The sequence below is a fragment of the Arsukibacterium sp. genome (assembly GCF_018402695.1).
Taxonomy (GTDB): Bacteria; Pseudomonadota; Gammaproteobacteria; order Enterobacterales; family Alteromonadaceae; genus Alishewanella.
Genome location: NZ_JAGYIM010000007.1, coordinates 139,882 through 166,090, shown reverse-complemented (window position 1 = coordinate 166,090; position 26,209 = coordinate 139,882). Strand labels below are relative to the sequence as shown.

The following is a 26,209-nucleotide window of genomic DNA, read 5'->3' as shown; positions in this document are numbered from 1 at the left end:
TTGGTTAAAAGTTTTGGTTATTTTCTACGCAGTTAGCTTTAAAAACAGCTAGGCTAAGACGTTATAACCTAAATAAGGTTCAGTTTGCATTAAAACAAGTGTTTTAATTAACCGCAACTGTCGTTACAATCAAATCAACTTTACAGGTCAGACCTGTTTTTGCTTCGACAATTTCGAACTTAAACAATTTCGAACTTAAAATAAGAGGAAAGCTATGTCAGCGCCTATTAAACTTCACACCCGCAGTGGTGATCGAATAGCGATTGTCTCGGGTTTACGGACGCCTTTTGCTAAACAAGCAACTGAGTTACATGGCGTTTCGGCATTAGATTTAGCGAAACTGGTTGTTAATGAGTTATTGATCCGCAGCGAACTGGATGCCAACCTGGTACAACAGGTGGTGTATGGTCAGGTAGTGCAAATGCCGGAAGCACCAAATATTGCACGGGAAATCGTGCTGGGCACCGGCATGGGCGTGCATACTGACGCTTACAGTGTTACCCGGGCGTGTGCCACCAGCTTTCAATCGGTTGCCAGTGTTGTTGAGTCGATGATGGCCGGTACGCTCGAAATTGCTATTGCCGGCGGTGCCGATTCCAGCTCCGTGCTCCCTATCGGTGTAAGTAAAAAGCTGGCCCGCGCGTTGGTTGATATGAATAAAGCTAAAACCTTTGGTCAGAAATTCAGCATATTACGCCGGCTGGGCCTGAAAGATTTAATGCCGGTACCACCCGCGGTTGCGGAATACAGTACCGGGCTGTCTATGGGCGATACCGCAGAGCAAATGGCAAAAACCCATGGTATCAGCCGCGCGGCACAGGATGAAATGGCGCATCGTTCGCACACCCTGGCGGCCAAAGCCTGGCAGAATGGTCTAATGGCGAATGAGGTCATGACCGCTCATGTAGAGCCGTACAATAAATTTCTGGATATCGATAACAACATCCGGATGGACTCCAAGCTGGAATCCTATGCCAAATTACGACCGGTATTCGACCGCAAACACGGTACCGTTACGGCAGCGAGCAGTACGCCCTTGACTGACGGTGCCTCGGCAGTATTGATGATGACGGAAAGCCGGGCCAAAGCGTTAGGCTACAAACCGTTGGGTTTTATCCGTAGCTATGCGTTCTCGGCCATTAGTGTGCATGAAGACATGCTGATGGGGCCATCATATGCGACCCCTGTTGCGCTGGACCGTGCAGGAATGAGCCTGAACGACCTTACGCTGATTGAAATGCATGAAGCCTTTGCCGCTCAGGCGCTGGCTAACGTTAAAATGTTTGCCAGCCGCAAGTTTGCCGAAGAAAAGCTTGGCCGCAGTGCCGCAATTGGCGAGATTGACATGGACAAGTTTAATGTGAATGGCGGTTCATTAGCCTATGGCCATCCATTTGCGGCGACGGGTACCCGCTTAATTGTACAAACCCTGAATGAGTTGCAGCGCCGGGGTGGTGGTATTGGTTTAACGACCGCCTGTGCTGCCGGTGGTTTGGGTGCTGCAATGATTGTGGAGACTGAATAATGACTAATAAACAACAAGGCAGTTTCAGCCTGGCGCTTCGTGACGACCAGGTTGCGGTAATCACCATGGATGTCCCGGGCGAGAGCATGAATGTGCTGAAAGCCTCTTTTGCCGATGAAATTGACACTATTCTCAATACGCTGCAAAGCAACAGTGATGTTAAAGGTGTGGTTATTGTCAGCGGTAAAAAAGACTCGTTTATTGCCGGTGCTGATATTTCTATGCTGGATAGTTGTGAAACGGCTGAGCAGGCCGAAGACATTGCCCGGATGGGCCAGCAGATGTTCGACCGGATCGAGCAGATGAAGATCCCGGTAGTTGCCGCGATCAATGGACCCTGCCTGGGAGGTGGGCTGGAACTGGCGATGGCCTGTCATGCCCGGGTCGCCACGGACTCGGCAAAAACGGTATTAGGTTTGCCCGAAGTGCAGTTAGGTTTACTGCCGGGAAGTGGTGGCACCCAACGCCTGCCACGACTGGTTGGCGTGCAAAAAGCCCTAGACATGATGCTGACCGGTAAACAGCTGCGGCCAGCTCAGGCGAAAAAGGCCGGTTTGGTTGATGAAGTGGTGCCGGTAACCATTTTACTGGACGCTGCGGTGAAACAAGCGCTGCAAGGTAAAGCTAAACGTGCCAGCAAAGATAAAGGGATAGTCGCCAAGTTACTGGAAAATACCGGCCCGGGCCGTAATCTTTTATTCTCGCAGGCATTAAAACAAACACTGAAAAAAACCCAGGGTAATTATCCGGCGCCAGTGCGGATTATAGAAGTGGTTCGTAAAGGTCAGGATAGTGGTTACGCCGCAGGCCTTGCAGCAGAAGCAAAAGCCTTTGGTCAGTTATGTATGACCAAAGAGTCAGCCGCACTGCGTAGTTTGTTTTTTGCGACTACCCAGATGAAAAAAGAAACCGGGGCAGGCGAGACCCAGCCGCAACAAGTCCGCAAAGCTGCGGTGCTCGGGGGCGGCCTGATGGGCGGTGGCATTGCTAACGTCAGTAGCACTAAGGCAGGCGTGCCGGTGCGAATTAAAGATATTAATGAGCAGGGTATCAGTAATGCGCTGAAGTACAGCTATGACTTGCTGCAGAAAAAGTTTAAGCGCCGCTTTATCAGCAAAGCAGAAATGCAAAAGCAGCTGTTGTTGTTAACCGGTACTACAAATTACAGTGGTTTCCATGATGTCGATCTGGTAATTGAAGCGGTATTTGAAGATCTGGCGTTAAAACAGCAAATGGTGGCCGATATCGAGCAGCATTGTGGCGAGCACACCATTTTTGCCAGTAACACCAGTTCGCTACCTATCAGCCAGATTGCGGCAAAAGCAACACGGCCTGAGAACGTAATTGGCCTGCATTATTTTTCACCGGTCGACAAGATGCCGCTGGTGGAAGTTATCGCTCACGACAAAACCTCGGCGCAAACCATTGCTACGACCGTTGCTTTTGCCCGTAAGCAGGGTAAAACGCCGATCGTGGTTAAAGATGGTGCTGGGTTTTATGTTAATCGCATTCTGGCGCTGTATATGAATGAAGCGGCTAACTTGGTATTAGCGGGTGAACCAGTAGAAAAAATTGACAAAGCCCTGGTGAAATTCGGTTTTCCGGTGGGTCCAATGACGTTGTTAGATGAAGTTGGCATAGACGTCGGTGCTAAAATTTCGCCTATTCTGACTGAGCAGTTGGGCGAGCGTTTTGCACCCCCGCCGGCTTTTGACAAACTGCTGGCAGATGGCCGCAAAGGTAAAAAATCAGCTAAAGGTTTCTATCTGTATGGTAAAGCAGCGAAAAAAGGAGCCAAAACAGTTGATAGCAGCGTGTACAACGTATTGGGCGTTACCCCGGGCGGTAAACTAAGTAGTGACGCTATCGCTAGCCGCTGCACTGTGCAAATGCTGAATGAAGCGGTACGTTGTCTGGATGAAGGTGTCATCGCTTCCGCCCGTGATGGCGATATTGGTGCAATTTTCGGTATTGGTTTTCCACCGTTTCTTGGTGGGCCCTTCCGATATATCGATACCTTAGGCGTCACAAATCTGGTGGCGACGCTACGGCAGTTGCAAGCCGAGCATGGCGAGCGATTTGCGCCGTGCCCGCGATTATTAGCGATGGCAGAACAAAACAGCCGGTTTTATTCGTAGCTTTAGCAAATATTAAACTAAAGCTTAACAGTTAATGTGTGCAGCCGACGGTATAATAGTCGGCTGTAACTTTAGCAATTTTAGTTAGGGGGTTAGTGGTGTTGTTAGTTCCTGTTGTCTGGTTGGTTGTGGCGTTTGGGGTTTATGTTGCGGCACTACGCAGTGGCATGCAGGCGGTACAATGGGCATTAGCTGCACTTTTTACCGGGCCATTTTTACTTCCTTTGTTCAACAGCCATAAGCGTTTACTGCTGTGCAAAGCCCGCGGCAAAAACAGCAGCTTGTTCCGGCCATAACCAAACACGCTACGCTGCCAGGTTGCTAATGTGCCGGCGCAACTGCTGGATGATTTGTTGCAACAACTGCTCATTCGTCGCCTGATGTAAGGTTGCGGCAAATAACTCTCTGCTCATCTGCGGCGCACTATCCACTACTCTGAGGCTATTACTGTCTAACCATGGTTGCACCATCCCCTGCGGCAAATAAGCTGTTGCCGGGCTTTGCAGCATCATTTCCAAAGCAATTTTAGCGCTGCCTGTGCGAAGCACAGGTGGGGGCATGTCAGCAAAGTGCTTGGCATGCTGAATATCAAAAGACGTTCCCCAGTTCACCAGTATGTATTGCTGGGCCATAGCGGTGTCGACGGCAGTGTGTTCGCCACTTGTTACGGCGATCAGTTTAATATCATCCAGTTTTTCAACCTGAATTTCGTCAACTTTGGGTGGGTCAAAAACCACGGCTAAATCCAGGTTGCGCTCGAGCAACAGCCTGGCAATTTGCTCTCTGCCCAATGACTCGGCGCGCCAGGCTAGCTCGGGGTGGTGCTGCTGCACCTGAATAAAGCCTGGTAGCAGAAAGCTGTCCCAGACGTTAGCGGTTGCGGCAATAGACAGCTGCTGCGCCTGCTTGTTACTTAATGCGACCTCTTGCTTAGCGCGCTGTAATGCTGTCAACATCGCCTGAGCATGCGGTAACAGTCGCTCTCCGGCTGCGGTAAGCTGAATATTATTACGGTAGCGGCTGAATAGGTTAACGCCAAGCTGCTGTTCTAACTGTCGAATCCGAAAGCTGACCGCCGATTGGGTTAAATACAAATTTTCTGCCGCTTTGCCAAAATGGCGGGTTCGCTGCACTTCCAGGAAGGTTTTTAGCAGTTCAGTATCCAAGGTAGAGCCTTAAAGTTATTTATCGTATCAATAAAAAATATTTGTTTTACGACTGGAATTTTGTTAACCATACTCCGCACAGTTTAAACAGGCTGGCTTTATATTCAACGACATTAGAGGAAAAAAGTGATGCAGCAAAGTTTTGTCGCTACTCGTCGCTTTTTCGATGACCGCAATTTCCCTCGTGGTTTTACGCGGTCCGGGCGCTTTACACTGGCAGAAGGTAATCTGCTGGAAAAACATGGTTTCGCGATGCAACAGCTGGAGCAGGGTGCACGTGAGCCGGTAAACGAGGAAGAGCAACGCTTTATTCTGGTTTGCCGGGGTGAAGCTGAAGCAAGCTCTGCCTTTGAAAAAACCTGGGTTAAATACAAACAGCGCTTGAATGAAAAACGCAAATTTCATACTGTTTTTGGTAAAAAGCGGATAGCTGACGGTGCCGACGATTTTTCTTACGTCGAAACCGATAGTGATTAAAAGCCCTGCGGGGCTTTTTTTATAGCTGTATGGCCGGGATGGCTGTTAGCCGGGTACGTTGTTTCTGCGCCGCTAAAAATTCGGCAAAGTCTGCTGCTGAAAGTGGCTTGCTGTAATAAAATCCCTGAATGGTTTCGCAGCGCAATTTACGCAGCATATCTAACTGATCCTTGGTTTCAACCCCTTCAGCTACCACATTCAGGCTCAGGTTATGGGCGATAGTGACAATGGTATCTACCATATTCCTGCCGCGGGCATTATCCATGTCATCGATAAAAGCTTTATCGATTTTCAGCGTATTAAGTGGGAATTGCTTTAAATAAGCCAGTGACGAGTAGCCTGTGCCAAAATCATCCATCGCCAGGTGAATACCGCGGGCCCGAAGCTTTTTCATGGTATCTATTGCCAGTTTTGGCGACTGCATTACCGTGCCTTCAGTAATTTCCAGCTCCAGATGATAAGAGGGGAGTTCACATTGCTCGAGGACGTCGTCAATTTGCTGGCAAAGGTTCGGCAGCATAAATTGCTTGGCGGACAGGTTTACGGCGACCCGGCCCTGAAATAAACCCAGGGCCAGCCATTTTTTCACGTCCTCACAGGCCTTACGCAGGACAACGGCACCAATTTCAACAATCTGGCCTGTTTCCTCGGCAACCGGAATAAAGCTGGCAGGGCTTACCAGACCGCCTTTAGGGGTAATAAAACGAACTAAGGCTTCCATGCCGACCACATTACCGGTCAGAATATCCATTTTCGGCTGGTAATAGACACTGAAATAATCCTCTTTCAAACCGTACCGAATTAAATTTTCGACCTGCAGTCTTTTAACCGCTTGTTTATTCATGCTGTCATTAAAAAACAGATAGCGGTTGGCGCCATCGTTTTTCGCATGATACATCGCCGTGTCGGCGTTACGCAGCAGTGCTTGCGGGTCATTGCCGTCGTCCGGAAACAGCACTATGCCTATGCTGCTGGTAACAGCCAGTTCATGCTGACTGATAAAGAACGGCCGGTTAATTTGCTCAAGTAAGCCTTTGGCCATCGAGGTGATGGTATGAATATCATTGGTGTCGTTAAGTAACACGGCAAACTCATCGCCGCCAAGCCGGTATAACTTATTCTGGTAGCGGGGGTCGGTATGTAGCCGTTGAGCTAACTTACACAACAGTGTATCGCCGAGCTCATGGCCCAGTGAGTCATTTATCTTCTTGAAATTGTCCAAATCGAATACCAGCAAGGCGTGGACCGCATCGACGGTAACCAGGCTTGCCAACTTTGTCATAAATACAGCACGGTTCGGCAAACCCGTCAGGGTGTCATTATTAGCCAACCGGTTTAATTCAGCTTCACGTAATTTGCGATCGGTGATATCGGACAAGACACCAACATATTGCTGCGGGTTGCCTTCTTCATCTTTAATAACATCAAATGCCAGCTCGGCCTGATAAATTTCCCCGTTGTCTTTCTGTTCGCGGATCTCACCACTCCAACGGCCATGCTTGGCCAGCTGTAGCTGGATATCCTGCATAAAACGGCTTGGATATAACGATAACTCAAAGCGACTGTTGATGACTTCTGTACGATTTTTGCCGGTTATGCTGCTAAAGGCCGGGTTAACTTCAATAATAGTAAACTGAGTATCACATACCAGCACTGCGTCAGATATATTCTCCAGACAGCGGGCGAATAACTGCATTCTACCTTCGGCCTCTTTTAACTGGTGAATATTTTTCAGAGTGCCTGTCATTCGGCTGGGGTTGCCGTTACTGGCATACGCCACCACTTTGCCCCGGTCCAATACCCAAATGTAATGCCCCTCTGCGGTGCGCAGGCGGTATGTCGCCTCAAAAAAAGCGCTGCCGCCGTTGAGATGATCATTTAGCACGTTGATGACCCTGGCTAAATCCTGGGGATGAATTTGTTGTTTGTTGGGCGGGAAGTCACGGGTTTCAGGTTTTAATTCAACGGGTTTTAACCAGGAGCTGGAGCGGTATAATTCGCCGGACAGAATGCGCCAGTCCCACAGTTCGTCTCCGCTACCCCATAATGACAAGCGCAGCCTTTCCTCGCTTTTTGCCAGGCGTTTATGATATCGACGCATCTTTACAATGCTGGCATGTGCCAGCAGCAAGGCAGCACAGGCAAAAAATAATACCGCAGAAAATATATAAGGCTGCACGCTGTCCCAACTCAGAGCAGACACCCCAAAAGGAAAAACAGCCAGCAGTAAATAAGTAGTATTAGCGCAAGAAAACTGACGTATTGCCACAAATTACAACATGTTTATTGTTATTCCGTCTACGTTAACCAAGTTTGGGAAAAGTGTCAAAATCAATTTACGTTACCGCTATTTTTTGTCGTAGTTCAGCCCGGGTCATGGTTTTTATATGGCTGTTCGGGTCATTTGGACCTGAAGCCAGCAATAAGACATCATAATCACTGGCTAACAGCTGTTTAAGCAGCGCAATAAAATGCTGTCTGTCTAATTTATTGAGCGCCCTGATAATGCGGTTAGTCAGATCAAAGCTGGTGTCATCCTGCCCTAATGCCAGCCAGAGCCGTTTCGCCCGTGAGCCGAGGCTGCTATCTCGTTCAGCAAGCTGTGCCATCAAGCCTTGTTTAAGATCGGCGAACGTCGCCTCTGGCGTCTCTTCAATCTGTTCCAGAAAATCCTGAAAAAACGTTACTGTAGCCTGATACAGCGCGGTGCAATCGAAGTTTGGCGACTGAATATAAAATGCAATGCCTGGCAAGGTATTAATCGGGACATAGCCGGTGCCAACTAAGTAGCCCATTTGTTGCTCTGTCCGCAACTGATGAAAATAGTGGGGTGACATCAAATGATTTGCCAGCATAAACAGCGCCATTTGCTCAGCATTTGCTTGCTCTGCCGCCAGATAGACGACTAAAGCGTGATCACTGCTGTCTGTCTCCGTCTGCAACCAGACCGGGCCAGTGCCTTTGATGCTGTATGTTTCTGGCGGAATTTTGCTGCCAAGGCTGCGCTGTTCTGCCTGCCAGCGTTGTAGCATTAGCTGCAGATTAGTGGCATTGTTTGTTGTCCAGTTTCCCACCATTAATGCTTCCAGGTGCACGTCAGCTAACAAGCGGTCTGAAAATTGACAAAATTGCTGGAAACTCAGGTACTCCAGTTGTTCTATCAATACCTCAATTTCCGGATTGAGCGGCTGGAGCAGGGCTGACAATTGACTGAATAATCTGGCGACAGGTTTACTTTTACTGCTGTTAGCCCAATGGCGGCATAATTGTTGTTTGATTTCATTAAACCGCAGCTCTGAGAAGGTGGCGTTGTTTATTTGCAGCAGAATATTCTGCAATAAGCGAATTTGGTTAGCTGCCAGGCCTGAGGTATGAATACTTATCCCCTGTTTCTGCACATGCAAATGGTAGTTCAGCCCGGCATTAGTGGCGGTATAAAACTGCTGATTAATATGATCCTGAAACAGCTCCAGCCACAGCCGGCTGGTGGCCAGCTGGCAATTGTCGCTGATGCTTTGTGGCAAACTGAGTTGCAGGAAAATATGACCTTTAGGGGTGTTAAATTCTGTATCGGCTTTGTACCAGACGCTTAAATGAGGGCTGTTGTATACCTGCTCCGGTAGCGCCATATGCTGGCTTTTATCAAGCAAGTTCAGTTGCTCGGTCAGGTAAGGGTTAGCACCCGGCAAGGTAATTTCAGGGATAGGGCCTGTATCCTGCAAGCGTTGCAGTAGTTGATCACTTAATTTAGTAACGGCATACGGCGTGTTGTACCACTTAGCCTCCAACAATACCGGCACGTCAGGCGCTATCAACATCAGTCGCATATTGTCTGGTCTGAACCAGCTTAGCAGCTGCTGATAAAGTGACTGCTCTGGCAACTCCATCCGGTAGTCACCATAAATGGTGTCTTCAAGCGGATAATGTTGCATATTCACTGACAGTTGACTGGCTGTTTGCAGGGCGTCGGCTGGTTCCTGATAAATAAATGACCAATGCAGTAGCTTTTGTCGTTCAACATATAAATGTTCAGGCAGTGGTTGCTGTTTTATTCTGGCCAGGGCGCTGTATAGCGCATACAACACGGCTTCTGTGTTAGCACGGCCCGCTTTGGTCAGTTCAAAAGACACGGTAAAATCTTTATAGTTACTACCATCGATACCGCCTCCGGCACTCAACTGGTTAACCAAACCGGCATTTTTCAGGTAGCTGAGCAACGAGCCGTCGCTTTCATCCCCCAGAATGGATGCCAGAAAACTGACTATTTTATGCGGATACCAGGGCTGAATGTCAGGTAGGGCGAAGCTGGCGACCAGCTTATCTGAATCTTTATGCGGTTTGATATTCAGTAAAATGGCCTGATGTTCTGCCAGATAAAGTGGTTCTGTCAGTGATGCTTTTGCCGGCAATTCTGCTGGCAATGCGGCGAAATACTGTTTAACCCACTGCTCCATGCTAAGCAGGGAGCAGGGCGATACCAGACACAGACTCATTCTGCTGGCGCTGTATTGTTGCTGATAAAACTGCAGCAATGCGCTACGCAGCGTTTGCTCAGGCTTGTCGGTAAGTGTATTTAGGTTACCAACAGAAAACTTGGCAAAAGGATGCGCAGGGTTAATCGTTTCTTTGTGCACCTGATAAATACGCCTGCTGTCATCTTTCAGTTTCAGCGAATATTCCGCCTCGATGGCATGTCGCTCTTTTTCAACATAAGCGTCGGTAAATAAAGGCTGACAAAACATATCTGCAAAGCGGGCTATCGCTTGTTGAAAACACGGCGTATCGATATCGAAGTAGAAATGGCTATGCTCGGTACCGGTCCAGGCGTTATGGCTGCCAGCGTGCTGACTGATAAATTGCTGATACTCACCCGGGTCGGGAAAGTTCTCAGAACCCAGAAACAGCATATGCTCCAAAAAATGCGCCATGCCCTGATAATCAGCCGGATCATCAAAATGTCCCACGTTCACAGTCAGAGCAGCGGCGCTTTTTTCAGCACTGCTGTCCTTTACCAGCAAAACAGTAAGACCATTGTCGAGTGTCAGGTGTTGATAGGCTCTGTTATCGTTGGGGCTTTGCTTTATATGTACTTTTTCCAAGAATTATCCTATGTCGGTTTGGTAGTACTACAAGATTGCCGATTTTTGATAGCATTTAGTAATAAACAGGCTCTATGTTATGCGTTAATAGCAGTTACGTTCGGGCCAGGTTTTATTTATCATAGCGCACAATTTTTGCCCAGCGTATGCTTTTTAACAATGGCAAACAAAAACACACTGACTAAGTAGTACGGTATTAATATAAATGGTTAACATTGTTATTATGCGCCATGGTGAAGCAGAACCGTTGACTAAGCATGACAGTCAACGCCAACTGACCAGCAGAGGCAAGCGTGAGACACTGCAAATGGCGCAGTGGCTGCAAAATTGTTACAGCGCTTTCAGCGATGTCTGGGCCAGTCCGTATCTGCGTGCTATTCAGACTGCCGAAATTATGCTGAGTAAGCAAGGGGCGGCTAGTCAATTTCAGACCCAGGTTGAATTAGTTCCTGATGGTAATCCCCAAAAAGTGCTTGATTTAATTGATATTCGGTTAAACGAGCAGCCCGATGCCAAAATTTTACTGGTGTCTCATATGCCTCTAGTTAGTTTTCTGGTTGAAAGCCTTACCCAGCAAGGGCAGACACCGGTTTTCAGTACAGCCTCGTTGTGTGGTATTGACTATCAGCCAGCGACAGGTGGTCGTTTACTGGAAAAGGTTGCGCCGCAGGATTTGGCATTACTGTCACACTGATTGCTACACTGATACACCCTGGTTCAGCGGCGTCCTTCAGACTCTGGCTGATTAATTTTCAACAGCAGTAATAATGCGCCGTGTTTGCCCCAACTTTTCGGGGCGGTATGAAATGCCCTGACATTAGGATGCTGGATCAGCCAGTTAGGTACCTTACGTGCCAGAATGCCCAAGCCTTTACCGTGGACCACGCAGGCGCAGTTAAACTGTTGCTGCTGGCAATAAGCCAGTAAGCCAGCAAGTTCAGTTTTGGCTTCCAGCTGAGTTAAACCATGTAAATCCAGCACCACCTGTGGCTGAAACTCGGCCCGTTTTAAGCGCCCGGCTAACCTTGGGTCATCGCCTGGTTGCACATAAGACAGCGAGCCACCGTCACTGATAAAACCTTCATAGCCATCAGAAAAAAAGAATAACTCCCGCTCATTTTGTGGTGTATTGGTGGCTGGCCGGGCTTTTTTCTTGCTGGCGTTGCTGACAGGGGCTATCTTGTCCTGCAATAGCGGGCGTGCGCCAGTAACCGATTGACGAAATAAGTCACTGTCTTCGGCAGATAAGCGGGGCTGGGGAGAAAGCTTCTTTCGTTGCATCGCGCAAGTCTATACAATCTGCCTATTTTTTACAAAGAGCGAATACTGTTATGGCCGATTATACCCCGATGTTTTCAGAGTCTGATGTGAATGAGGCGCTTGATGCTTTAGTCAGTGTGCATGACTGGCTGCGTTTTGCGGTGAGTCGCTTTAATGAAGCCGGTGTATATCTGGGGCATGGTACTGACAACCCCTGGGATGAAGCTGCGGCGTTGCTGGCACATTGTCTGTTCTTACCGCCGCTGACTGATGATAAGTTGCTCGGGGTCCGGCTAACCCGGTCCGAGCGGCGCGCTTTTATTGACTTACTTACCCAGCGCATTGAGCTGCGAATGCCCGCAGCCTATCTGACTCATCAGGCGTACTTTTGTCAGCTGCCATTTTATGTTGACCAGCGGGTGCTGGTGCCACGTTCGCCGATTGCTGAGCTGATAAACGAAAAATTCAGTCGCTTTGAACTTGCCGCGCCGCCTGAGCGGATCCTTGATTTGTGCACTGGCTCGGGCTGTATTGCCATTGCGTGTGCCTACGCTTTCCCAGAGGCGCAGGTTGATGCGGTTGATATCAGCCCGGATGCACTGGCAGTGGCCGATATTAATATTAATGAGCATGGCCTGCTCGACCGGGTATATCCGATTTTATCTGATGGTTACGATGCGCTAACCGGCCAGCAATACGATCTTATTGTTACCAATCCGCCCTATGTCGACGCGGATGATATGGCTGATTTACCTGAAGAATACCGGCATGAGCCCGAGCTGGGGCTGGCGTCCGGCCATGATGGCCTTGAGTTAACCCGGCGCATTCTGGCCCAGGCTGCGGCTCATCTTACCGAGCAGGGTTATTTAATTTGTGAAGTAGGCAATAGTATGGTTGAATTGCAGGATAGGTATCCAGACGTCCAATTTAACTGGCTTGAGTTTACTGCCGGTGGTCTTGGCGTGTTTGCGCTGAGTAAAGCTCAGCTAATTGCCTACCAACATTTGTTTGAGGAGAGCTAAATGGCCGGCAACAGCATTGGTCAGTTGTTTAAAGTTACCACTTTTGGTGAAAGCCATGGCCCTGCTATTGGTGGTATTGTTGATGGTTGTCCGCCAGGCATGCACTTAACGGCTGATGATTTGCAACTGGATTTAGACCGTCGTAAACCTGGTACGTCGCGCTATACCACGGCCCGGCGGGAAGAAGATCAGGTAAAAATTTTATCCGGTGTGTTTGAAGACACCACAACCGGTGCCAGCATCGGTCTGTTAATTGAGAATACTGATCAGCGCTCAAAAGACTATTCCGATATTAAAGATTTATTTAGGCCCGGCCATGCCGATTACACCTACTGGCATAAATTTGGTATTCGGGATTATCGCGGTGGTGGCCGCTCATCTGCGCGGGAAACCGCAGTGCGGGTTGCCGCAGGCGCTATTGCCAAAAAGTATTTAAAAGAGCACTGTGGTATCGACATCCGTGGTTATCTGGCGCAACTCGGCCCGGTTAAAGCAGAAAAACTGCACTGGGATGAAATACAGAATAATCCGTTCTTTTGTCCTGATCCGGATAAAATTGCCGCACTGGATGAGTATATGCGCCAGCTTAAAAAAGATGGCGACTCAGTAGGTGCCCGGGTTAATGTGGTTGCAACCGGCATGCCGGTGGGGCTGGGTGAGCCGGTGTTTGACCGGCTCGATGCTGATATTGCTCATGCCATGATGAGTATCAACGCGGTAAAAGCGGTGGAAATAGGCGATGGCTTTGCCGTGGTCGAGCAGCGCGGTTCAACTGATCGCGATGAGTTAACGCCAGAGGGGTTCAGCTCAAATCATGCCGGCGGCACGCTCGGTGGCATATCGTCAGGACAGGATGTTAAGGTCAGTATTGCCTTAAAACCAACATCCAGTATCAGTATCCCGGGTAAGAGTATTAATGTCGATGGCGACGTGGTTGATATTGTTACCAAAGGCCGGCATGACCCTTGTGTGGGCATCCGGGCGGTACCTATCGCCGAAGCGATGCTGGCCATTGTACTGATGGACCATCTGTTGCGGCACCGGGCCCAGAATGCCGGCGTAAGCGTGCATACCCCGGACATTGCTAACGCTAACCGGTAATTAAATAGTGTTCGTCAGGACCCTATGACCTTATGAAATTATTGGCTGCCAGGCCTGCTTTAGCGCTGGCTTACTTTACCTATTTTGGCGTACTGGGTATTTTTGTGCCTTATCTGGGGCTGTTTCTGGATGGGCGTGGTTTTGACTCGCGTCAGATAGGCCTGATGCTGGCCATTGTCACCGCCACCCGTATTGTCGGGCCGGCTATCTGGGCCAGCCTGGCTGAACGCAGCAGCAAGCCACTGCGGGTAATGCAACTGGGCGCCGTGTTGGCCTGTATCGGCTGGTTGGGCAGTTTTATCGATGCTGGGTTTGGTTTTTTATTAGCCGCGCTGGCACTGTTCAGCTTTTTCTGGACCGCTATTTTACCGCAGCTGGAAGTCTCCACGTTTTTATTTCTGAACAATAACACTGAGCAGTACAGCCGGATCCGCTCGGCGGGCAGTGTTGGTTATATCGTGCTGGTAATGCTGGGTGGCTGGTTTTATCAGCTGTATGGCAGTGAGTTTATGCCCGCCACTGCGCTGGCATTTTTAGTGCTGTTAGTGTTTTGTCTATTTAACCTGCCGGCCCTGACCCCAGCGCATGATACAACGGCCAAGACACTGTCTTACCAGCAACTGGCTAGGCACAAGGTGCTGTGGGTTTTTATGGGCGCGGCACTACTGATGCAAATCAGCTTTGCACCTTTTTATGGCTTTTTTACCTTGTATAGCCGCGACTTAGGCTACAGCGGCAGCCAGACCGGTTTACTGATCAGCCTGGCGGTAGCCGCGGAAATTGTGGCGTTTTACTATGCCGGGCGCCTGATGCGCAACCGCAGCTATCGCTTACTGCTTGGTATTTGTTATGGCTTAACCGCCATTCGCTGGTTAATAGTGGCCTTGCTGGCCCATTCAGTCTGGTGGCTGGCGCTGAGTATGTTGTTGCATGCCGGCAGTTTTGCCATTGCCCATAGCTGCGCCATGCAGTTTATTCAGCAGGTATTTCCCAAAGCCCAGCGTGGCCGGGGCCAGGCCATTTATGCCGGGCTTATTTTCGGTGGTGGCGGGGCTATCGGCGCTTATCTGGCTGGCTTTAGCTGGCAAAATGGCGCGGGTGCCACCCAAACTTTTATCTTAGCTGCGGGCTTTGCGCTGCTGGCCTGTCTGTTAGTGTTAACCTTGCCGAAGACAATAGCGAATATAAAATAAATACAGTTACTTGCTGAGGCTTACTCAGAAATCACAGGAGGGTGGCTGGTGTACTTACGTAACAGCAGCAGGGATGCTGCGCAGGCTGAAGGGGCACAGCGACGTGATTCTTGAAGCCGTTGAAGTAAGTACACCAGCCACCCTGCGCTGTAACCGGATTTTAACGGGTTAACCAGCTAAGTATGGCTTTAAACACTTTGCGGTTAAACGGTGGGTAAATAATCTGGCCACTGTTAAACCGGCCTTTCTGATGAACTGCTTTCTGATGAGAAAACCGTATAAAGCCCTCTTTGCCATGATAATTACCCAAGCCCGACGGACCAATGCCGCCAAAGGGCAGGTCGTCCTGTGCCACATGCACCAGGGTGTCATTTATACAGACGCCCCCGACATGGGTTTGCTTAAGTACCTGTTGCTGAGTCGCTTTATCATTGGTCATTAAATACAGCGCCAGTGGCCTTGGCCGCTGCTGAATATAGTTAAGTGCTTCATCCAGCGTTTGGTAGGGAACCAATGGCAGCAAGGGGCCAAATATTTCCTGCTCCATCAGGTTGCTATTATCATCAGCGCCAATAATTAACTGCAGCGCCAGTCGCCGCTCGCTGTTGGCTGCCGCCGGTTCATTTTTACCACTGGTATCGCCACAGTTAATTACCCTGGTGCCACTGCTGTGGGCATGTTCAAGCATGGTCATCAGCCGCTGATACTGGGCCGGGTTAATCACTGCACTGTAATCCGGGTTGGTGGCAAAATCCGGGTAAAACCCGTTAAAAGCCTGACAAAGCTCAGAAATTAACAGCTCCAGCTTGTCAGCAGGCACCAGTACATAGTCCGGGGCGACGCAGGTCTGGCCCGCATTAGCGGTTTTACCGAACAGAATACGTTTCGCCATCTGTTGAATGTCGGCATCGGGGGCAACCAGTACCGGGCTTTTGCCGCCCAGCTCCAGGGTTACCGGTGTCAGGTTTGCGGCGGCGGCCTGCATAACTTTGCGGCCAACTGCAGTTGAGCCAGTAAACAGCAGATGATCAAACGGCAAGCGGGAAAATTCAGCGGCAATCTCTGTCTCACCTTCAATAACGATAACATCAGGCCCCAGTGCTTGCTCGCATAGGGCGCTTAGCACCTTGTTGGTAGCCGGGGTATATTCAGATAGTTTCAGCATGGCTTTATTGCCGGCGGCGATAGCGGCCATTAGCGGACCGAGTGCTAAATAAATAGGGTAGTTCCATGGGACAATAATGCCGACCACGCCCAGTGGTTGCAGCATAACCAGGTTGCTGGCGGGCATAAAACTGTAGTGGACGTGGCGTTTTTCCGGCTTTAGCCAGCCTTTTAAATGCTTGTTGTGATAATCAATGCCGCTTAATGCGGGCATAATTTCCAGCAAACGGGTTTCGTCACTACTACGATAACCAAAATCACTACTTACTGCGTCACACAGCGCTGCGCTATGTTGCCGGATAGCCAGGCGCAGGGCATTAAGCTGTTGCTGGCGCTGTGCCAGATCCGGATAAGGGCAGAGGCTGTAAGCTTGTTTCAGTTTTTTAAATTGCAGCTCAAGTGCTGACATTGTTGTCCCTTTCAGTCGTGTTTGCTATCTGGTTGTACTCTAAACCAGTCAGACCAGTGCAGCAAGCGCGGGTCGACAGGGTTGCAATACGTTGAACAAAGCCAGGTTTGCGCTGGCAATACTGGGCAAGAGCCGCTGAAATCGTTACAATGCGCGCCATTCGCTAGCAGCTATCCGGACGAAACTGACATCATGGTTAATCCATTTCGCTTAGGTCTTATTATTAATCCGCTAGCCGGACTGGGTGGCAGTGTTGCGCTAAAAGGCAGTGACGGCATGGCAGCAGAAGCCCTGGCAAGGGGCGCTGTGCCAATGGCCGGTGAGCGTGCAAATGTCGCGCTTAGTCAACTGTCAGCGTTAAAAGATCAGTTTCAGGTGGTCACCGTTGCCGGCGAAATGGGCGCCGATTTGTGTCAGCAATTAGGGCTGAATTATCAGATTTGCTATACCCCGGCAACAGCGCCCACCGTGGCAGCAGATACCGAGCAAGCGGCGCTGGCGATTGCAGAGCAGGGCGTAGACTTACTGTTGTTTGCTGGAGGTGATGGTACGGCGCGGAATTTGTGCAGTGTTATTGGCAATAGCACTACTGTGCTGGGTATTCCGGCCGGCTGTAAAATTCACTCCGGCGTCTATGCTATTTCGCCGCAGGCAGCCGGCAAACTGGTGCAAAGGTTAATTAGCGGTCAGTTAGTGACGTTGGCCGAAGCACCGGTAATGGACATTGACGAGACAGCATTTCGGCAAGGTGTGGTAAAGACCCGGCGCTACGGCGAAATGCGTATTCCGGCAGAGCTTCGCTATGTACAGAGTGTTAAAGCCGCCGGCAAAGAATCTGAAGAGTTGGTGCTGGACGACCTGGCCGCATATGTCGCCGGTTTAATGGAAGACAACATCCGATATGTAATGGGTTCAGGCAGTACGGTAGCGGCGGTCATGGCAGAGCTGGGCCTGGCCAATACGTTGCTGGGTGTCGATGTGGTTGAAAATGGCGAGTTGATTGCCAGTGATGTGACCGCAGCGCAGTTGCTGGAGTTGGTTAGCGATTATCCGAGCAAACTGGTGATCACCCTAATTGGTGGCCAGGGCCATGTCTTTGGCCGCGGTAATCAGCAACTGTCACCCGCGGTAATTAAAGCCATCGGCCGCGATAATATCATGTTGCTGGCAACCAAAACCAAGCTGCAGCAACTCAATGGCCGGCCACTGCTGGCAGATACCGGTGATCAGACACTGGATAAAGCATTGCACGGCTTATTAAATGTGCTGACCGGTTATAACGATTATGTGATATATCGCTTAGGTTATCAGGACGAGGAGTAGTATGAAGCAAGCAGCGAAACCAGAGCAGTATATTGATACTGTTGCCGATTATTTTGATAACCTGATCCCAGATGCTACTGATGATCAGTTATTTGCTGCCGGTTATTTACGGGGGCATTTCGATTTAGCTGTGGGTAGCCTGGAAGTTTTGGCTGAGCCCTTTGATAAAGCCCGGTTGTGCCACTGGGTAGAACAAAGCCTGGTAAAAGCGATAGATGGCGGCGAACTGACTGATGCTGATCAGCAGCATGTACAACAATTATGGCAGCAGGTTCAGCTGCTATAGGTTGCAGTGGCAAGACATTCGCGCTGCGATAGGGTAGTATGACGGCCGAATTTAAATACTGTCCGACAGCCTATTCCTGTCGGCAGCCCAGCAAAAGTGGAACTTATGTCTGATAAATATGCAACGCTAGAACAACACGCCAGTTATGGTATTGGTTTACAAATGGGCCAGCAACTGGCCGACAACCCGTTTGACGGTCTGGATATTACTGCGGTAGCTGCAGGCTTAGCAGCGGCTTATAACGAGCAGCAGCCTGAAGTCAGCGAAGATCAGATCCGGGCCGCCTTTGGCGTGATCAGTGAGCGGATGCAGGCCGCTGAGCAGGAAAAAGCTAAAGCCCTGGCCGAGGCGGGTGAAATGTTCCTGGCAGAAAACGCTAAGCGTGCCGAAGTAACCGTGACGGCATCAGGCCTGCAGTATGAAGTACTGGTTGCGGCAGAAGGCGAAAAACCAACTACAGCGTCAACCGTGCGTACCCACTACCATGGCACCCTTATCGACGGCACTGTGTTTGACAGCTCGTATCAGCGTGGCGAGCCGGCAGAGTTTCCGGTATCAGGCGTAATTGCCGGCTGGACTGAAGCGTTACAATTAATGGCAGTAGGCTCAAAGCTGCGTTTATACGTGCCACAAAACCTGGCCTACGGCGAGCGTGGCGCAGGTAATGCTATTGCCCCATACAGCACCCTGGTGTTTGACGTCGAGTTACTGGCTATTCTGTAACGGTGACCCAGCCAGATAGCGCGAAAACAAAAAGCCCTGCAACTGCAGGGTTTTTTTTACGTTAATATGCAGCTATTCAGTTATTTGGCGAAATTCTTCTATACTTCACTTTTTGCTTAATGATAAGTAGAGCTGCCAGATGCAAAACCTCACCATCCAGAGCCGAATTTTATTGCTGGCACTTTTGCCCAGCACGTTATTAGCGATCTTACTCGTCACTTTTAACCTTTATCAGGCTCGCGACCTTGGCCAGCAAGGGGTAAGTCATTTCGAAGCCATTTTTAAAGATAGTCAACAGCAAGTTATCAAGAACTATATGCAGCTTGGTAAAACAGCCATTGAACATTTGTATCAGGATCCCGCCGCCGCATCCGACCCGGCTATTCGCCGGCAAGCTTTGGAAATTCTCAGGCAACTCCGGTTTAATGATAGCGGCAGTATGGGATATTTCTTTGTATATGACCAGGAAGGGGTTAGTGTCATGCACGCGGCAAACCCTGCTCTGGAAGGGCGTAACCTGATGGAGTTGACCGATCCAAATGGTGTGGAGGTTATTCGTGGCCTATGGCAAGCGGCTCGCGATAATAGCGGATATTTATACTACCACTGGAATAACCCTGAAACCGGTCAAACATCCCCTAAATTGGGGTATGCTGAAGAACTGAGCAAGTGGGGATTGATGCTGGGTACAGGTTTTTGGATTGATAGTCTGGATACTCAGGTTAGTATAATGCAGCAGCGGGTAGATAGTTCACTTAGTGCCAGTCTGACCCGTTCGGTTATTACTGCACTATTGGCATTGATTATCATCACTTTATTAGCATTGCTTGTGGTTGGTAGTATTATCAAGCCGTTGAAAAATGCTGTTACCGCGATGGCCAATATCGCCCAGGGCGGCGGTGATTTGACTCATAGATTATCAGTGAGCGGTAATGACGAATTATCCCAGCTTGCCCAGGCTTTTAATCGTTTTGCGCAGCAGGTACGTGATCTGGTGGCTCAGGTAGCCAGCTCCAGTACTACCTTGACCCAAAGCGCCAGTAGTCTGGAAAAGATTATGGCTCAATCTGAGAAAGGTGTTACCAGGCAGCAGTCAGAAAGTGATCAGGTTGCAACGGCAATGAATGAAATGGCCGCATCGGCCCAGGAGGTGGCCGACAGTGCAATGCAAGCCTCGACCGCAGCAGCAGGGGCCGAAGAGCTGGTTACCAATTCTAAAGTAACATTAAATAACACGGTAGGAGTGATTGACGGCCTGGCGAAACAAGTTAGTCATGGCGTTGAAGTGATAGGGGAGCTTAGTCATGAGTCAGACAATATTGGCGGTGTCCTGGATGTGATCCGGAGTATTGCTGATCAAACTAATTTGCTGGCACTCAATGCTGCCATCGAAGCGGCAAGAGCCGGCGAAGCGGGACGTGGTTTTGCGGTAGTGGCTGATGAAGTTCGTACTTTGGCCAGTCGTACTCAGAAAAGTACCCAAGAAATACAACAAATGATCCAGCGACTGCAGGCAGGAATTAGCGCGGCGATTAATCTTATTGAAAACCTGCGTCAAAGCAGTACTAACAGTGTTGCAGAAATCCATCAGGTAGAATTAGCTTTAAATAGCATTAGTGCCGCAGTTATCACTATAAATAATATGAATGCACAAATTGCAACGGCAGCAGAACAACAAACTCATGTTTCCGGTGCTATTAATGAAAATATTCATCAGATTGTCGTGGTAACCGAAGAAGCCGCCGCAGGAACGCGAACGGCGGGGGATACGTCACGTAAGCTAAATAACCTTGCAGCAGAGCTCAACCAACTGGTTGGCAGCTACCGAGTGTAAGTTGTTGCCAGGAATACCGAATTAAGCCCCGCCAGTGCAGGGCTTATTATAAACCTGCGGCCATTTATTTAGCGGTAAGGGTTATTTGAGATGCGAGCCAGCTGGCTGATTAACACGACTACGGCCGTCAGCACATAGGCTGCCAGGATTAGCATACTCCAGTACGCCATGCTCAGCCCTAAGAATTGCCAGTCGACGCCACCACAGCTGCCGGTCACTTCGAACACACTGGGTAACCATTTATCCAGTGCCAGCCAGGCAGGAAACTCAGCAAATAGCGCGCAGCTGCTAAAGCCTCCCGCGGCCAACGTTTGCTCAATATTCACTAATTCCAGTGCCTGATAAAGGCCGATAGCAGCACTGGTCAGCCACAGGGCGATAGCCAGTATACGTAGCATGCTTTGTCGTGGCGCCAGCAACCCCAGCAGACCCGCCAGCAGAACACCGGCAAATGCCGCCCGGATATAAATACATTTTATACAGGGTTGCAGATTAAGCACATATTGAAAATATAAGCCGCAGGCCAGCAAAGCCAGGGCACTTACAATCAGTAAAAACCAGGACAGGCGATGGCGTGATATTTTTTTTATTGTAGCCAGCATAGATGTTCCTATTGGTATAACAATCAGCTAATTGGCTAATTTAAGGGATTTGTCAGCATTACACAATTGTTGTGTTACTTCCATCTGGCTATTTTTAAGTGCCGACTTGTTAACTGGCAGCGCTCTGGTACAATCAGTCAACTTGTATGATGACCCTGACGGATTTTTTGGCATGACCAATCTGATTAAAGCGCAAAGCCCTGCCGGTTTTGCAGAAGAATATATCGTAGACTCGATCTGGAACGGCAAATTTGCCCCTGGGTCAATTTTACCGGCAGAGCGTGAACTGTCTGAATTGATTGGAGTAACCAGGACAACCTTGCGGGAAGTACTGCAGCGTCTGGCGCGGGACGGCTGGCTGACCATTCAGCATGGTAAGCCCACTAAAGTAAATAATTACTGGGAAACCTCGGGTCTGAATATTCTGGAAACACTGGCCCGCCTTGACGAAGACCAGATGCCCAAGCTGGTTGATGACTTGTTGTCAGCCCGGACAAATATCAGCGCTATTTATATTCGTGGTGCCATTAAAACGCATCAGCAAGAGGTGATTGCGGCTTTTACCGATGCTGAAGTGCTGGATGATACGGCCGCCGCCTTTGCTGAATTTGACTATAACTTAAATCATGAGTTGGCCTTACATTCGTCTAACCGGATATATGTGCTGATCCTCAATGGCTTCCGCGGCCTTTATAACAAGATTGCCCGCTTCTACTTTTCTCATCCGGCGGCACGTGAACTGGCCCGCAAATATTATGCTCAGTTAAAGCAATATGCCGAAGCAGGAAAACATGATGAAGTGGTGATGGCTGTACGTAAATATGGTATTGAAAGTGGTAAGATTTGGCAGGAACTCAGGCCGGATATTCCAAAAGACCTGATTGAGTAACATCGGTTCTGCTTTCTAACTACGTAAGGCTGCTCAGTGCAGCCTTTTTTTATAATGTTTTTTTCAGGCAGATAACAACAGGCTATGCTTGTTGTTTGAAGCGTCGCCATTTATGATGCGTAGTTATAAGATATTTCTTTTAGCTATAAGCGGCGTTGCCGTGTTAAATAGGCCCGAGGATGAAACACGCATCAGTAACCCCCCGTATCCGTCCAGCTGAAATTTATTTAGATTGTAACGCCACGACGCCGGTACTGCCTGTTGCCGCGGCAGCAGCTATGCAATGTATGCAGCAGCAGTTTGGTAATCCCAGCAGCAGTCATACCACTGGTATTAAGGCCAAAGCGACGCTGGAACAGGCCCGCAGCCTCGCCCGCCAGCTGACCGGCGCTGCCGATGGCCGGATTGTATTTACCTCTGGGGCTACTGAAGGGATCCAGAGTTCGGTGGTGTCAGCGCTGTTGGCCCTGCGGCAGCAAGGGAAGGGAGGACCGGCAACGTTATTGTTGTACGGCGCAACTGAACACAAAGCAGTACCTGAAAGCCTGAAACACTGGAACAGCGTGCTAGAGCTTAACGCAACGATAAAAGCCATTCCGGTTGATCAGAACGGCCAGCTGGATGTGGATTTTATTGAGCAGTATGCGCCTGCTGCCGGCCTTATTTGTACCATGGCAGCCAACAATGAAACGGGCATTAAACAGCAATTAGCAGAGCTTGAAAGGAGTATCAGGGCAGCAAACCCTGCGGTTTACTGGTTGGTAGACTGTGTGCAGGCATTAGGAAAAATGCAGCTGGAGCTGGCAGCGACCACTATCGATTATGCGCCTTTTAGTGGCCATAAACTTTATGCGCCCAAAGGTATTGGTTTTTTATATGTCAGAGCCAGTGCACCTTATCAGCCTTTTATTGCAGGCGGTGGCCAGGAGGGGGGCTTGCGCTCTGGCACCGAAAATTTACCCGGTATCGCAGCACTGGGTGCAGTACTGACCGAGCTTCAGCGCAATGATGGCACGGTATTTCAGCCAGAACAGATACTTTGGCAATACCGTGCCGAGTTACTTGCTGCCCTGCGTCATGTATTTCCAGAACTGGTACTCAATAGTGACCAGCCCTATATTGTGCCTACAACAGTAAATTTTTCTGTACCGGGTTTTTACAGCAAAGACATTATGGATTTATTTGATGCTGCGGGCATCCGGATCAGCTCTGGTTCGGCCTGCAGCTCGAAAGTGCCCAGCAGTTTTGTACTGGATGCGATGGGGTTGGCGGCCTGGCGCAGCCAGGGGGCTATTCGGTTGTCATTCGGCCCGGCCATGTCAGCGACTGAATGCGCTGATGCCTGTACTGCTATCCGGGCATTAAAAGCGGTGGTAAACAAGCATTGCCTGGTGGTAACGGATGCGACGCCGACGCTGGAGATCCATGCTGATGGTTTGCTGCAACTGAAGCATGAAGACAGCTGCAGCTACCTGTTAATTGATGCCGCCAGTCGTCAGGCGTTGGTTATTGATCCGATAGCGGCGCTGGTAAATAGGATTATTAATATTATTCAGGGTAGGCAACTCCAATTAGTTGCCATATTAGAGACTCATCAGCACCCGGAGCAACAACGGGCTGCACCCTTACTACGTCAGGCACTGAACTTTAACCAGCCAGATTGTGATGATTTTGGTTGGCCATGCGCTACAGAGCAGCTCAGTCTGGCCCATTTTCAGTTAACCCGGTTGGCAACTCCTGGCCACTGTGCCAACGCCATTAGTATTATGCTAAAGCGGCAACAACATGTGTTGGCTGCGTTTGTCGGCGATACTATTTTACCAGGTGGTATTGGTCGTTCCGATTTAGCCGATGGCGATGCCGTAGCGTTACAACGGAGTATTCTGGCGTTGGCCGAAAAAATTGACATCGATACGTTATTGTTACCCAGCCATGATTACGCCCAGCGCTTTGCCACCACATTGCGTCTGGCACAGCAGGAAAGTGAACTGTTTGTTAAAGTGCTGGCGGGACAGCCGGCAGCAGAGTGGCAGCAGCAACTCAATGCCCAGACCGCAGCGCTGCAGCAAGCCAGTCACTATCTGTGTGGGCTGGTAGAAGTGGCTGCAACTGATGCCAGTCGGGTTTTGGACAAATCTGAGCTGGCTAGCGTGTTACAGCAGCAACCAATGCTGCAGGTTGTGGATGTGCGCGAGCCTCATGAACAAACCGCCGGACCGTTGCAACAGCACTTACCTGCGATAGCAGAAGTACTGGCCGTGCCTTTGTCGAAGTTATGTGATGCGTTAATTAACCGCCAGTTAACGCCGGCCCGTCCTTTGTTACTGGTTTGCCGCAGTGGCAATCGCAGTTTACTGGCGTGTAAGGTGTTACGCCGTTTTGGCTTTAGCACGGTATATAACTTACAGGGCGGCATGGCGATGTTGGTGTAAAGGCGGCTGTTTAAAAACGCAAAAAAAAAGCGCCGTTTGCACGGCGCTAGGCTTGCTCCACCAAGCTAAGACTTCCTGATTAATAGAAAAACTGTTGTAACGGATTTAGTAACCGCGTCAAACCTTTATTGAATTTCAGCGGCGCACTGAGTACTGATAAACACAGGCAGTCTTCATCAGCCAGGGTTCTGGGCGTATGCGTATCGTCAGGTGAATTAATCAACAGATCACCTACACCATACTCACCATTTTCATCCACTATTTTCCCTGCCAACACTAAGGTCATTTCCAGGCCAAGGTGAGTATGATTTGGCACCTCGGTTCCTTTATCTATGTAGAGTAATGACACATGTTGCTTATCAGCAGTGGGTAACTTCGCGGTGGCAATGCCGCCAAGGTGCAACCACTTATTTTGTTTTTCGGCTAACCTTGCCAACGCTCTTGGAATTTCAAAGGTCCTGCCATTCACGGTAACGCTCGCCACCTGCGGAGCCGGTTTGGTCAATACTGAACCAGCTGCTGATATTGCTGGTTGGCTGGTGATGAAATTAAGCATTTGCTGCCATTCCTGCTCCGCATCCCGGCCTGATACTTCCTGCTCAGCCAATACTGCAGCCTGATCGTTAGTAATATCCTTACTCAGTTGCTGACAATGCGGGCATAAGTCGATATGTGCTGACACCGCCAGTGCGACATCAGCAGACAGTGATCCTTCGACGTATTGATCCAGTAACATTAAGCCTGGATGAAATTTAACTGCGTGTGTCATCTAATGCCTCTCTCAATCTATCCAGTGCTAATCGTATCCGGGACTTCACTGTACCTAAGGGTATTGCCAGTTCATCAGAAACTTCCTGATGAGATTTCTCTTCTAAATAAACTTTCTGCATTACCATACGTTGGGCTGGTGGCAATGCATCAAAATGAGGAGCCAGTTTCTCGCTCATCAGCATGGTATCCCAGCTATCGCTGCTATTACTTTCCTGCTCAGGGTAATCGCCATCAAACCATAAATCATCAGCACTGATATCGTCTTTACGGCTCTGTTTTTTACGTAACATGTCAAACCGGACGTTACGCGCTATGGTAAATATCCAGGTCGACGCACAGCCACGAGTGGCATCGAACAACCGGGCTTTGCGCCAAACATTCAGCATGGCATCCTGTACCATTTCCATTGCCTGTTGCTCATTGCCAAACATTTTAATACCAAAGGCTCTTAACCTTGGAGCAAAATAACTGAACAACTCAGCATAAGCCGCTTTGTCCTGATGTAATGCTACTAATGTCAGGGCATCTTCCCATTGCCCCGTGCGTGGCTCGTTATCAGTGTTTATGGTCATCCGCTGGCTTATTCGCTTTTGCTTTGCTAAAGCATCATGATGCCCTGTTAGCACGGTAGTTTCCAACATATTTGTTTATCCCGGCTCTACGCAGTTAGTTTTGTACGTTATTTAGTTACTATTGTTATACGCAGCCTCATCTCCCTTGGTTTGCATTTTAATTTGCCATTAAATAGAAAGGAATTGCCAGTTTATTGCGATATTTATCCTATAAAATTGATGT

The 26,209-nt window shown here is 49.3% G+C and carries 22 protein-coding genes; 14 read left to right on the top strand and 8 right to left on the bottom strand.

Features of this window, described 5'->3' with window-relative positions:
• The first annotated feature begins 214 nt into the window (after positions 1-214).
• From fadI to KG631_RS00855, 3 genes are all read left to right on the top strand, one after another.
• Positions 215-1,525 carry an acetyl-CoA C-acyltransferase FadI gene (gene fadI / locus KG631_RS00865; RefSeq protein ID WP_213994787.1) on the top strand — a complete coding sequence of 437 codons (1,311 nt, stop codon included), beginning with the start codon at positions 215-217 and terminating at the stop codon, positions 1,523-1,525.
• On the top strand, positions 1,525-3,663 hold the full coding sequence (gene fadJ, locus KG631_RS00860; RefSeq protein ID WP_213994786.1) for a fatty acid oxidation complex subunit alpha FadJ: 2,139 nt from the start codon (positions 1,525-1,527) through the stop codon (positions 3,661-3,663). The genes fadI and fadJ overlap by 1 nt, the downstream gene beginning before the upstream one ends.
• 98 nt (positions 3,664-3,761) lie before the next feature.
• Positions 3,762-3,959 carry a hypothetical protein gene (locus KG631_RS00855; RefSeq protein WP_213994785.1) on the top strand — a complete coding sequence of 66 codons (198 nt, stop codon included), beginning with the start codon at positions 3,762-3,764 and terminating at the stop codon, positions 3,957-3,959.
• A gap of 9 nt (positions 3,960-3,968) precedes the next feature.
• Here KG631_RS00855 and hdfR read toward each other — a convergent pair whose 3' ends face one another.
• Positions 3,969-4,829 carry an HTH-type transcriptional regulator HdfR gene (gene hdfR, locus KG631_RS00850; RefSeq protein ID WP_213994784.1) on the bottom strand — a complete coding sequence of 287 codons (861 nt, stop codon included), beginning with the start codon at positions 4,827-4,829 and terminating at the stop codon, positions 3,969-3,971.
• Between the two features lie 129 nt (positions 4,830-4,958).
• On the opposite strand from hdfR, the gene KG631_RS00845 reads away from it, so the two are divergent.
• Positions 4,959-5,306, top strand: a complete 348-nt coding sequence (locus KG631_RS00845) for a DUF413 domain-containing protein (protein WP_213994783.1) — start codon at positions 4,959-4,961, stop codon at positions 5,304-5,306.
• A gap of 19 nt (positions 5,307-5,325) precedes the next feature.
• On the opposite strand, the gene KG631_RS00840 is transcribed toward KG631_RS00845, so the two are convergent.
• Entirely contained in the window at positions 5,326-7,407 is a 2,082-nt protein-coding gene (locus tag KG631_RS00840; RefSeq protein WP_301003513.1) for an EAL domain-containing protein, read from the bottom strand.
• Between the two features lie 235 nt (positions 7,408-7,642).
• The gene (locus tag KG631_RS00835; protein ID WP_213994781.1) at positions 7,643-10,405 is read right to left on the bottom strand and encodes an insulinase family protein; all 2,763 of its coding nucleotides are present in this window, start codon (positions 10,403-10,405) and stop codon (positions 7,643-7,645) included.
• Positions 10,406-10,610: 205 nt separating this feature from the next.
• On the opposite strand from KG631_RS00835, the gene sixA reads away from it, so the two are divergent.
• Positions 10,611-11,099, top strand: a complete 489-nt coding sequence (sixA, locus tag KG631_RS00830; RefSeq protein ID WP_213994780.1) for a phosphohistidine phosphatase SixA — start codon at positions 10,611-10,613, stop codon at positions 11,097-11,099.
• 23 nt (positions 11,100-11,122) lie between these two features.
• Here sixA and smrB read toward each other — a convergent pair whose 3' ends face one another.
• Complete coding sequence (gene smrB / locus KG631_RS00825) at positions 11,123-11,686, bottom strand: endonuclease SmrB (RefSeq protein ID WP_213994779.1); 564 nt, start codon at positions 11,684-11,686, stop codon at positions 11,123-11,125.
• 50 nt (positions 11,687-11,736) lie between these two features.
• Here smrB and prmB point away from each other — a divergent pair, with 50 nt between their 5' ends.
• Genes prmB through KG631_RS00810 form a run of 3 tightly spaced genes read left to right on the top strand, consistent with a single transcriptional unit; the run spans position 11,737 to position 14,981 of the window.
• A complete protein-coding gene (gene prmB / locus KG631_RS00820) occupies positions 11,737-12,687 on the top strand; it encodes a 50S ribosomal protein L3 N(5)-glutamine methyltransferase (RefSeq protein WP_213994778.1) in 951 nt (316 codons plus the stop codon).
• Entirely contained in the window at positions 12,688-13,788 is a 1,101-nt protein-coding gene (gene aroC / locus KG631_RS00815) for a chorismate synthase (RefSeq protein WP_213994777.1), read from the top strand.
• Between the two features lie 32 nt (positions 13,789-13,820).
• Positions 13,821-14,981 (top strand): MFS transporter, encoded by a 1,161-nt coding sequence (locus KG631_RS00810; RefSeq protein ID WP_213994776.1) that lies wholly within the window; start codon positions 13,821-13,823, stop codon positions 14,979-14,981.
• Between the two features lie 160 nt (positions 14,982-15,141).
• On the opposite strand, the gene KG631_RS00805 is transcribed toward KG631_RS00810, so the two are convergent.
• Entirely contained in the window at positions 15,142-16,554 is a 1,413-nt protein-coding gene (locus tag KG631_RS00805; RefSeq protein ID WP_213994775.1) for a coniferyl aldehyde dehydrogenase, read from the bottom strand.
• A 192-nt stretch (positions 16,555-16,746) separates the two neighbouring features.
• On the opposite strand from KG631_RS00805, the gene KG631_RS00800 reads away from it, so the two are divergent.
• From KG631_RS00800 to KG631_RS00785, 4 genes are all read left to right on the top strand, one after another.
• Positions 16,747-17,877 carry an ATP-NAD kinase family protein gene (locus KG631_RS00800; RefSeq protein WP_213994774.1) on the top strand — a complete coding sequence of 377 codons (1,131 nt, stop codon included), beginning with the start codon at positions 16,747-16,749 and terminating at the stop codon, positions 17,875-17,877.
• A gap of 1 nt (position 17,878) precedes the next feature.
• Positions 17,879-18,163, top strand: a complete 285-nt coding sequence (locus KG631_RS00795; protein ID WP_213994773.1) for a YfcL family protein — start codon at positions 17,879-17,881, stop codon at positions 18,161-18,163.
• A 105-nt stretch (positions 18,164-18,268) separates the two neighbouring features.
• Positions 18,269-18,886, top strand: a complete 618-nt coding sequence (locus KG631_RS00790; RefSeq protein ID WP_213994772.1) for an FKBP-type peptidyl-prolyl cis-trans isomerase — start codon at positions 18,269-18,271, stop codon at positions 18,884-18,886.
• A gap of 139 nt (positions 18,887-19,025) precedes the next feature.
• The gene (locus tag KG631_RS00785) at positions 19,026-20,720 is read left to right on the top strand and encodes a methyl-accepting chemotaxis protein (protein WP_213994771.1); all 1,695 of its coding nucleotides are present in this window, start codon (positions 19,026-19,028) and stop codon (positions 20,718-20,720) included.
• Between the two features lie 68 nt (positions 20,721-20,788).
• On the opposite strand, the gene dsbB is transcribed toward KG631_RS00785, so the two are convergent.
• Entirely contained in the window at positions 20,789-21,322 is a 534-nt protein-coding gene (gene dsbB, locus KG631_RS00780) for a disulfide bond formation protein DsbB (protein WP_213994770.1), read from the bottom strand.
• Between the two features lie 172 nt (positions 21,323-21,494).
• On the opposite strand from dsbB, the gene fadR reads away from it, so the two are divergent.
• Both fadR and KG631_RS00770 read left to right on the top strand, forming a co-directional pair.
• Positions 21,495-22,211, top strand: coding sequence for a fatty acid metabolism transcriptional regulator FadR (gene fadR / locus KG631_RS00775; RefSeq protein ID WP_097111280.1), 717 nt, complete (start codon positions 21,495-21,497; stop codon positions 22,209-22,211).
• A 179-nt stretch (positions 22,212-22,390) separates the two neighbouring features.
• Positions 22,391-24,643 (top strand): aminotransferase class V-fold PLP-dependent enzyme, encoded by a 2,253-nt coding sequence (locus KG631_RS00770; protein WP_213994769.1) that lies wholly within the window; start codon positions 22,391-22,393, stop codon positions 24,641-24,643.
• 79 nt (positions 24,644-24,722) lie between these two features.
• Here the strand turns inward: KG631_RS00770 and KG631_RS00765 are convergent, their stop codons facing one another.
• Positions 24,723-25,412 carry a ChrR family anti-sigma-E factor gene (locus KG631_RS00765; protein ID WP_213994768.1) on the bottom strand — a complete coding sequence of 230 codons (690 nt, stop codon included), beginning with the start codon at positions 25,410-25,412 and terminating at the stop codon, positions 24,723-24,725.
• Positions 25,396-26,055, bottom strand: a complete 660-nt coding sequence (locus tag KG631_RS00760; protein WP_213994767.1) for a sigma-70 family RNA polymerase sigma factor — start codon at positions 26,053-26,055, stop codon at positions 25,396-25,398. Before KG631_RS00760 ends, KG631_RS00765 begins: the two co-directional genes overlap by 17 nt.
• Positions 26,056-26,209 lie beyond the last annotated feature (154 nt).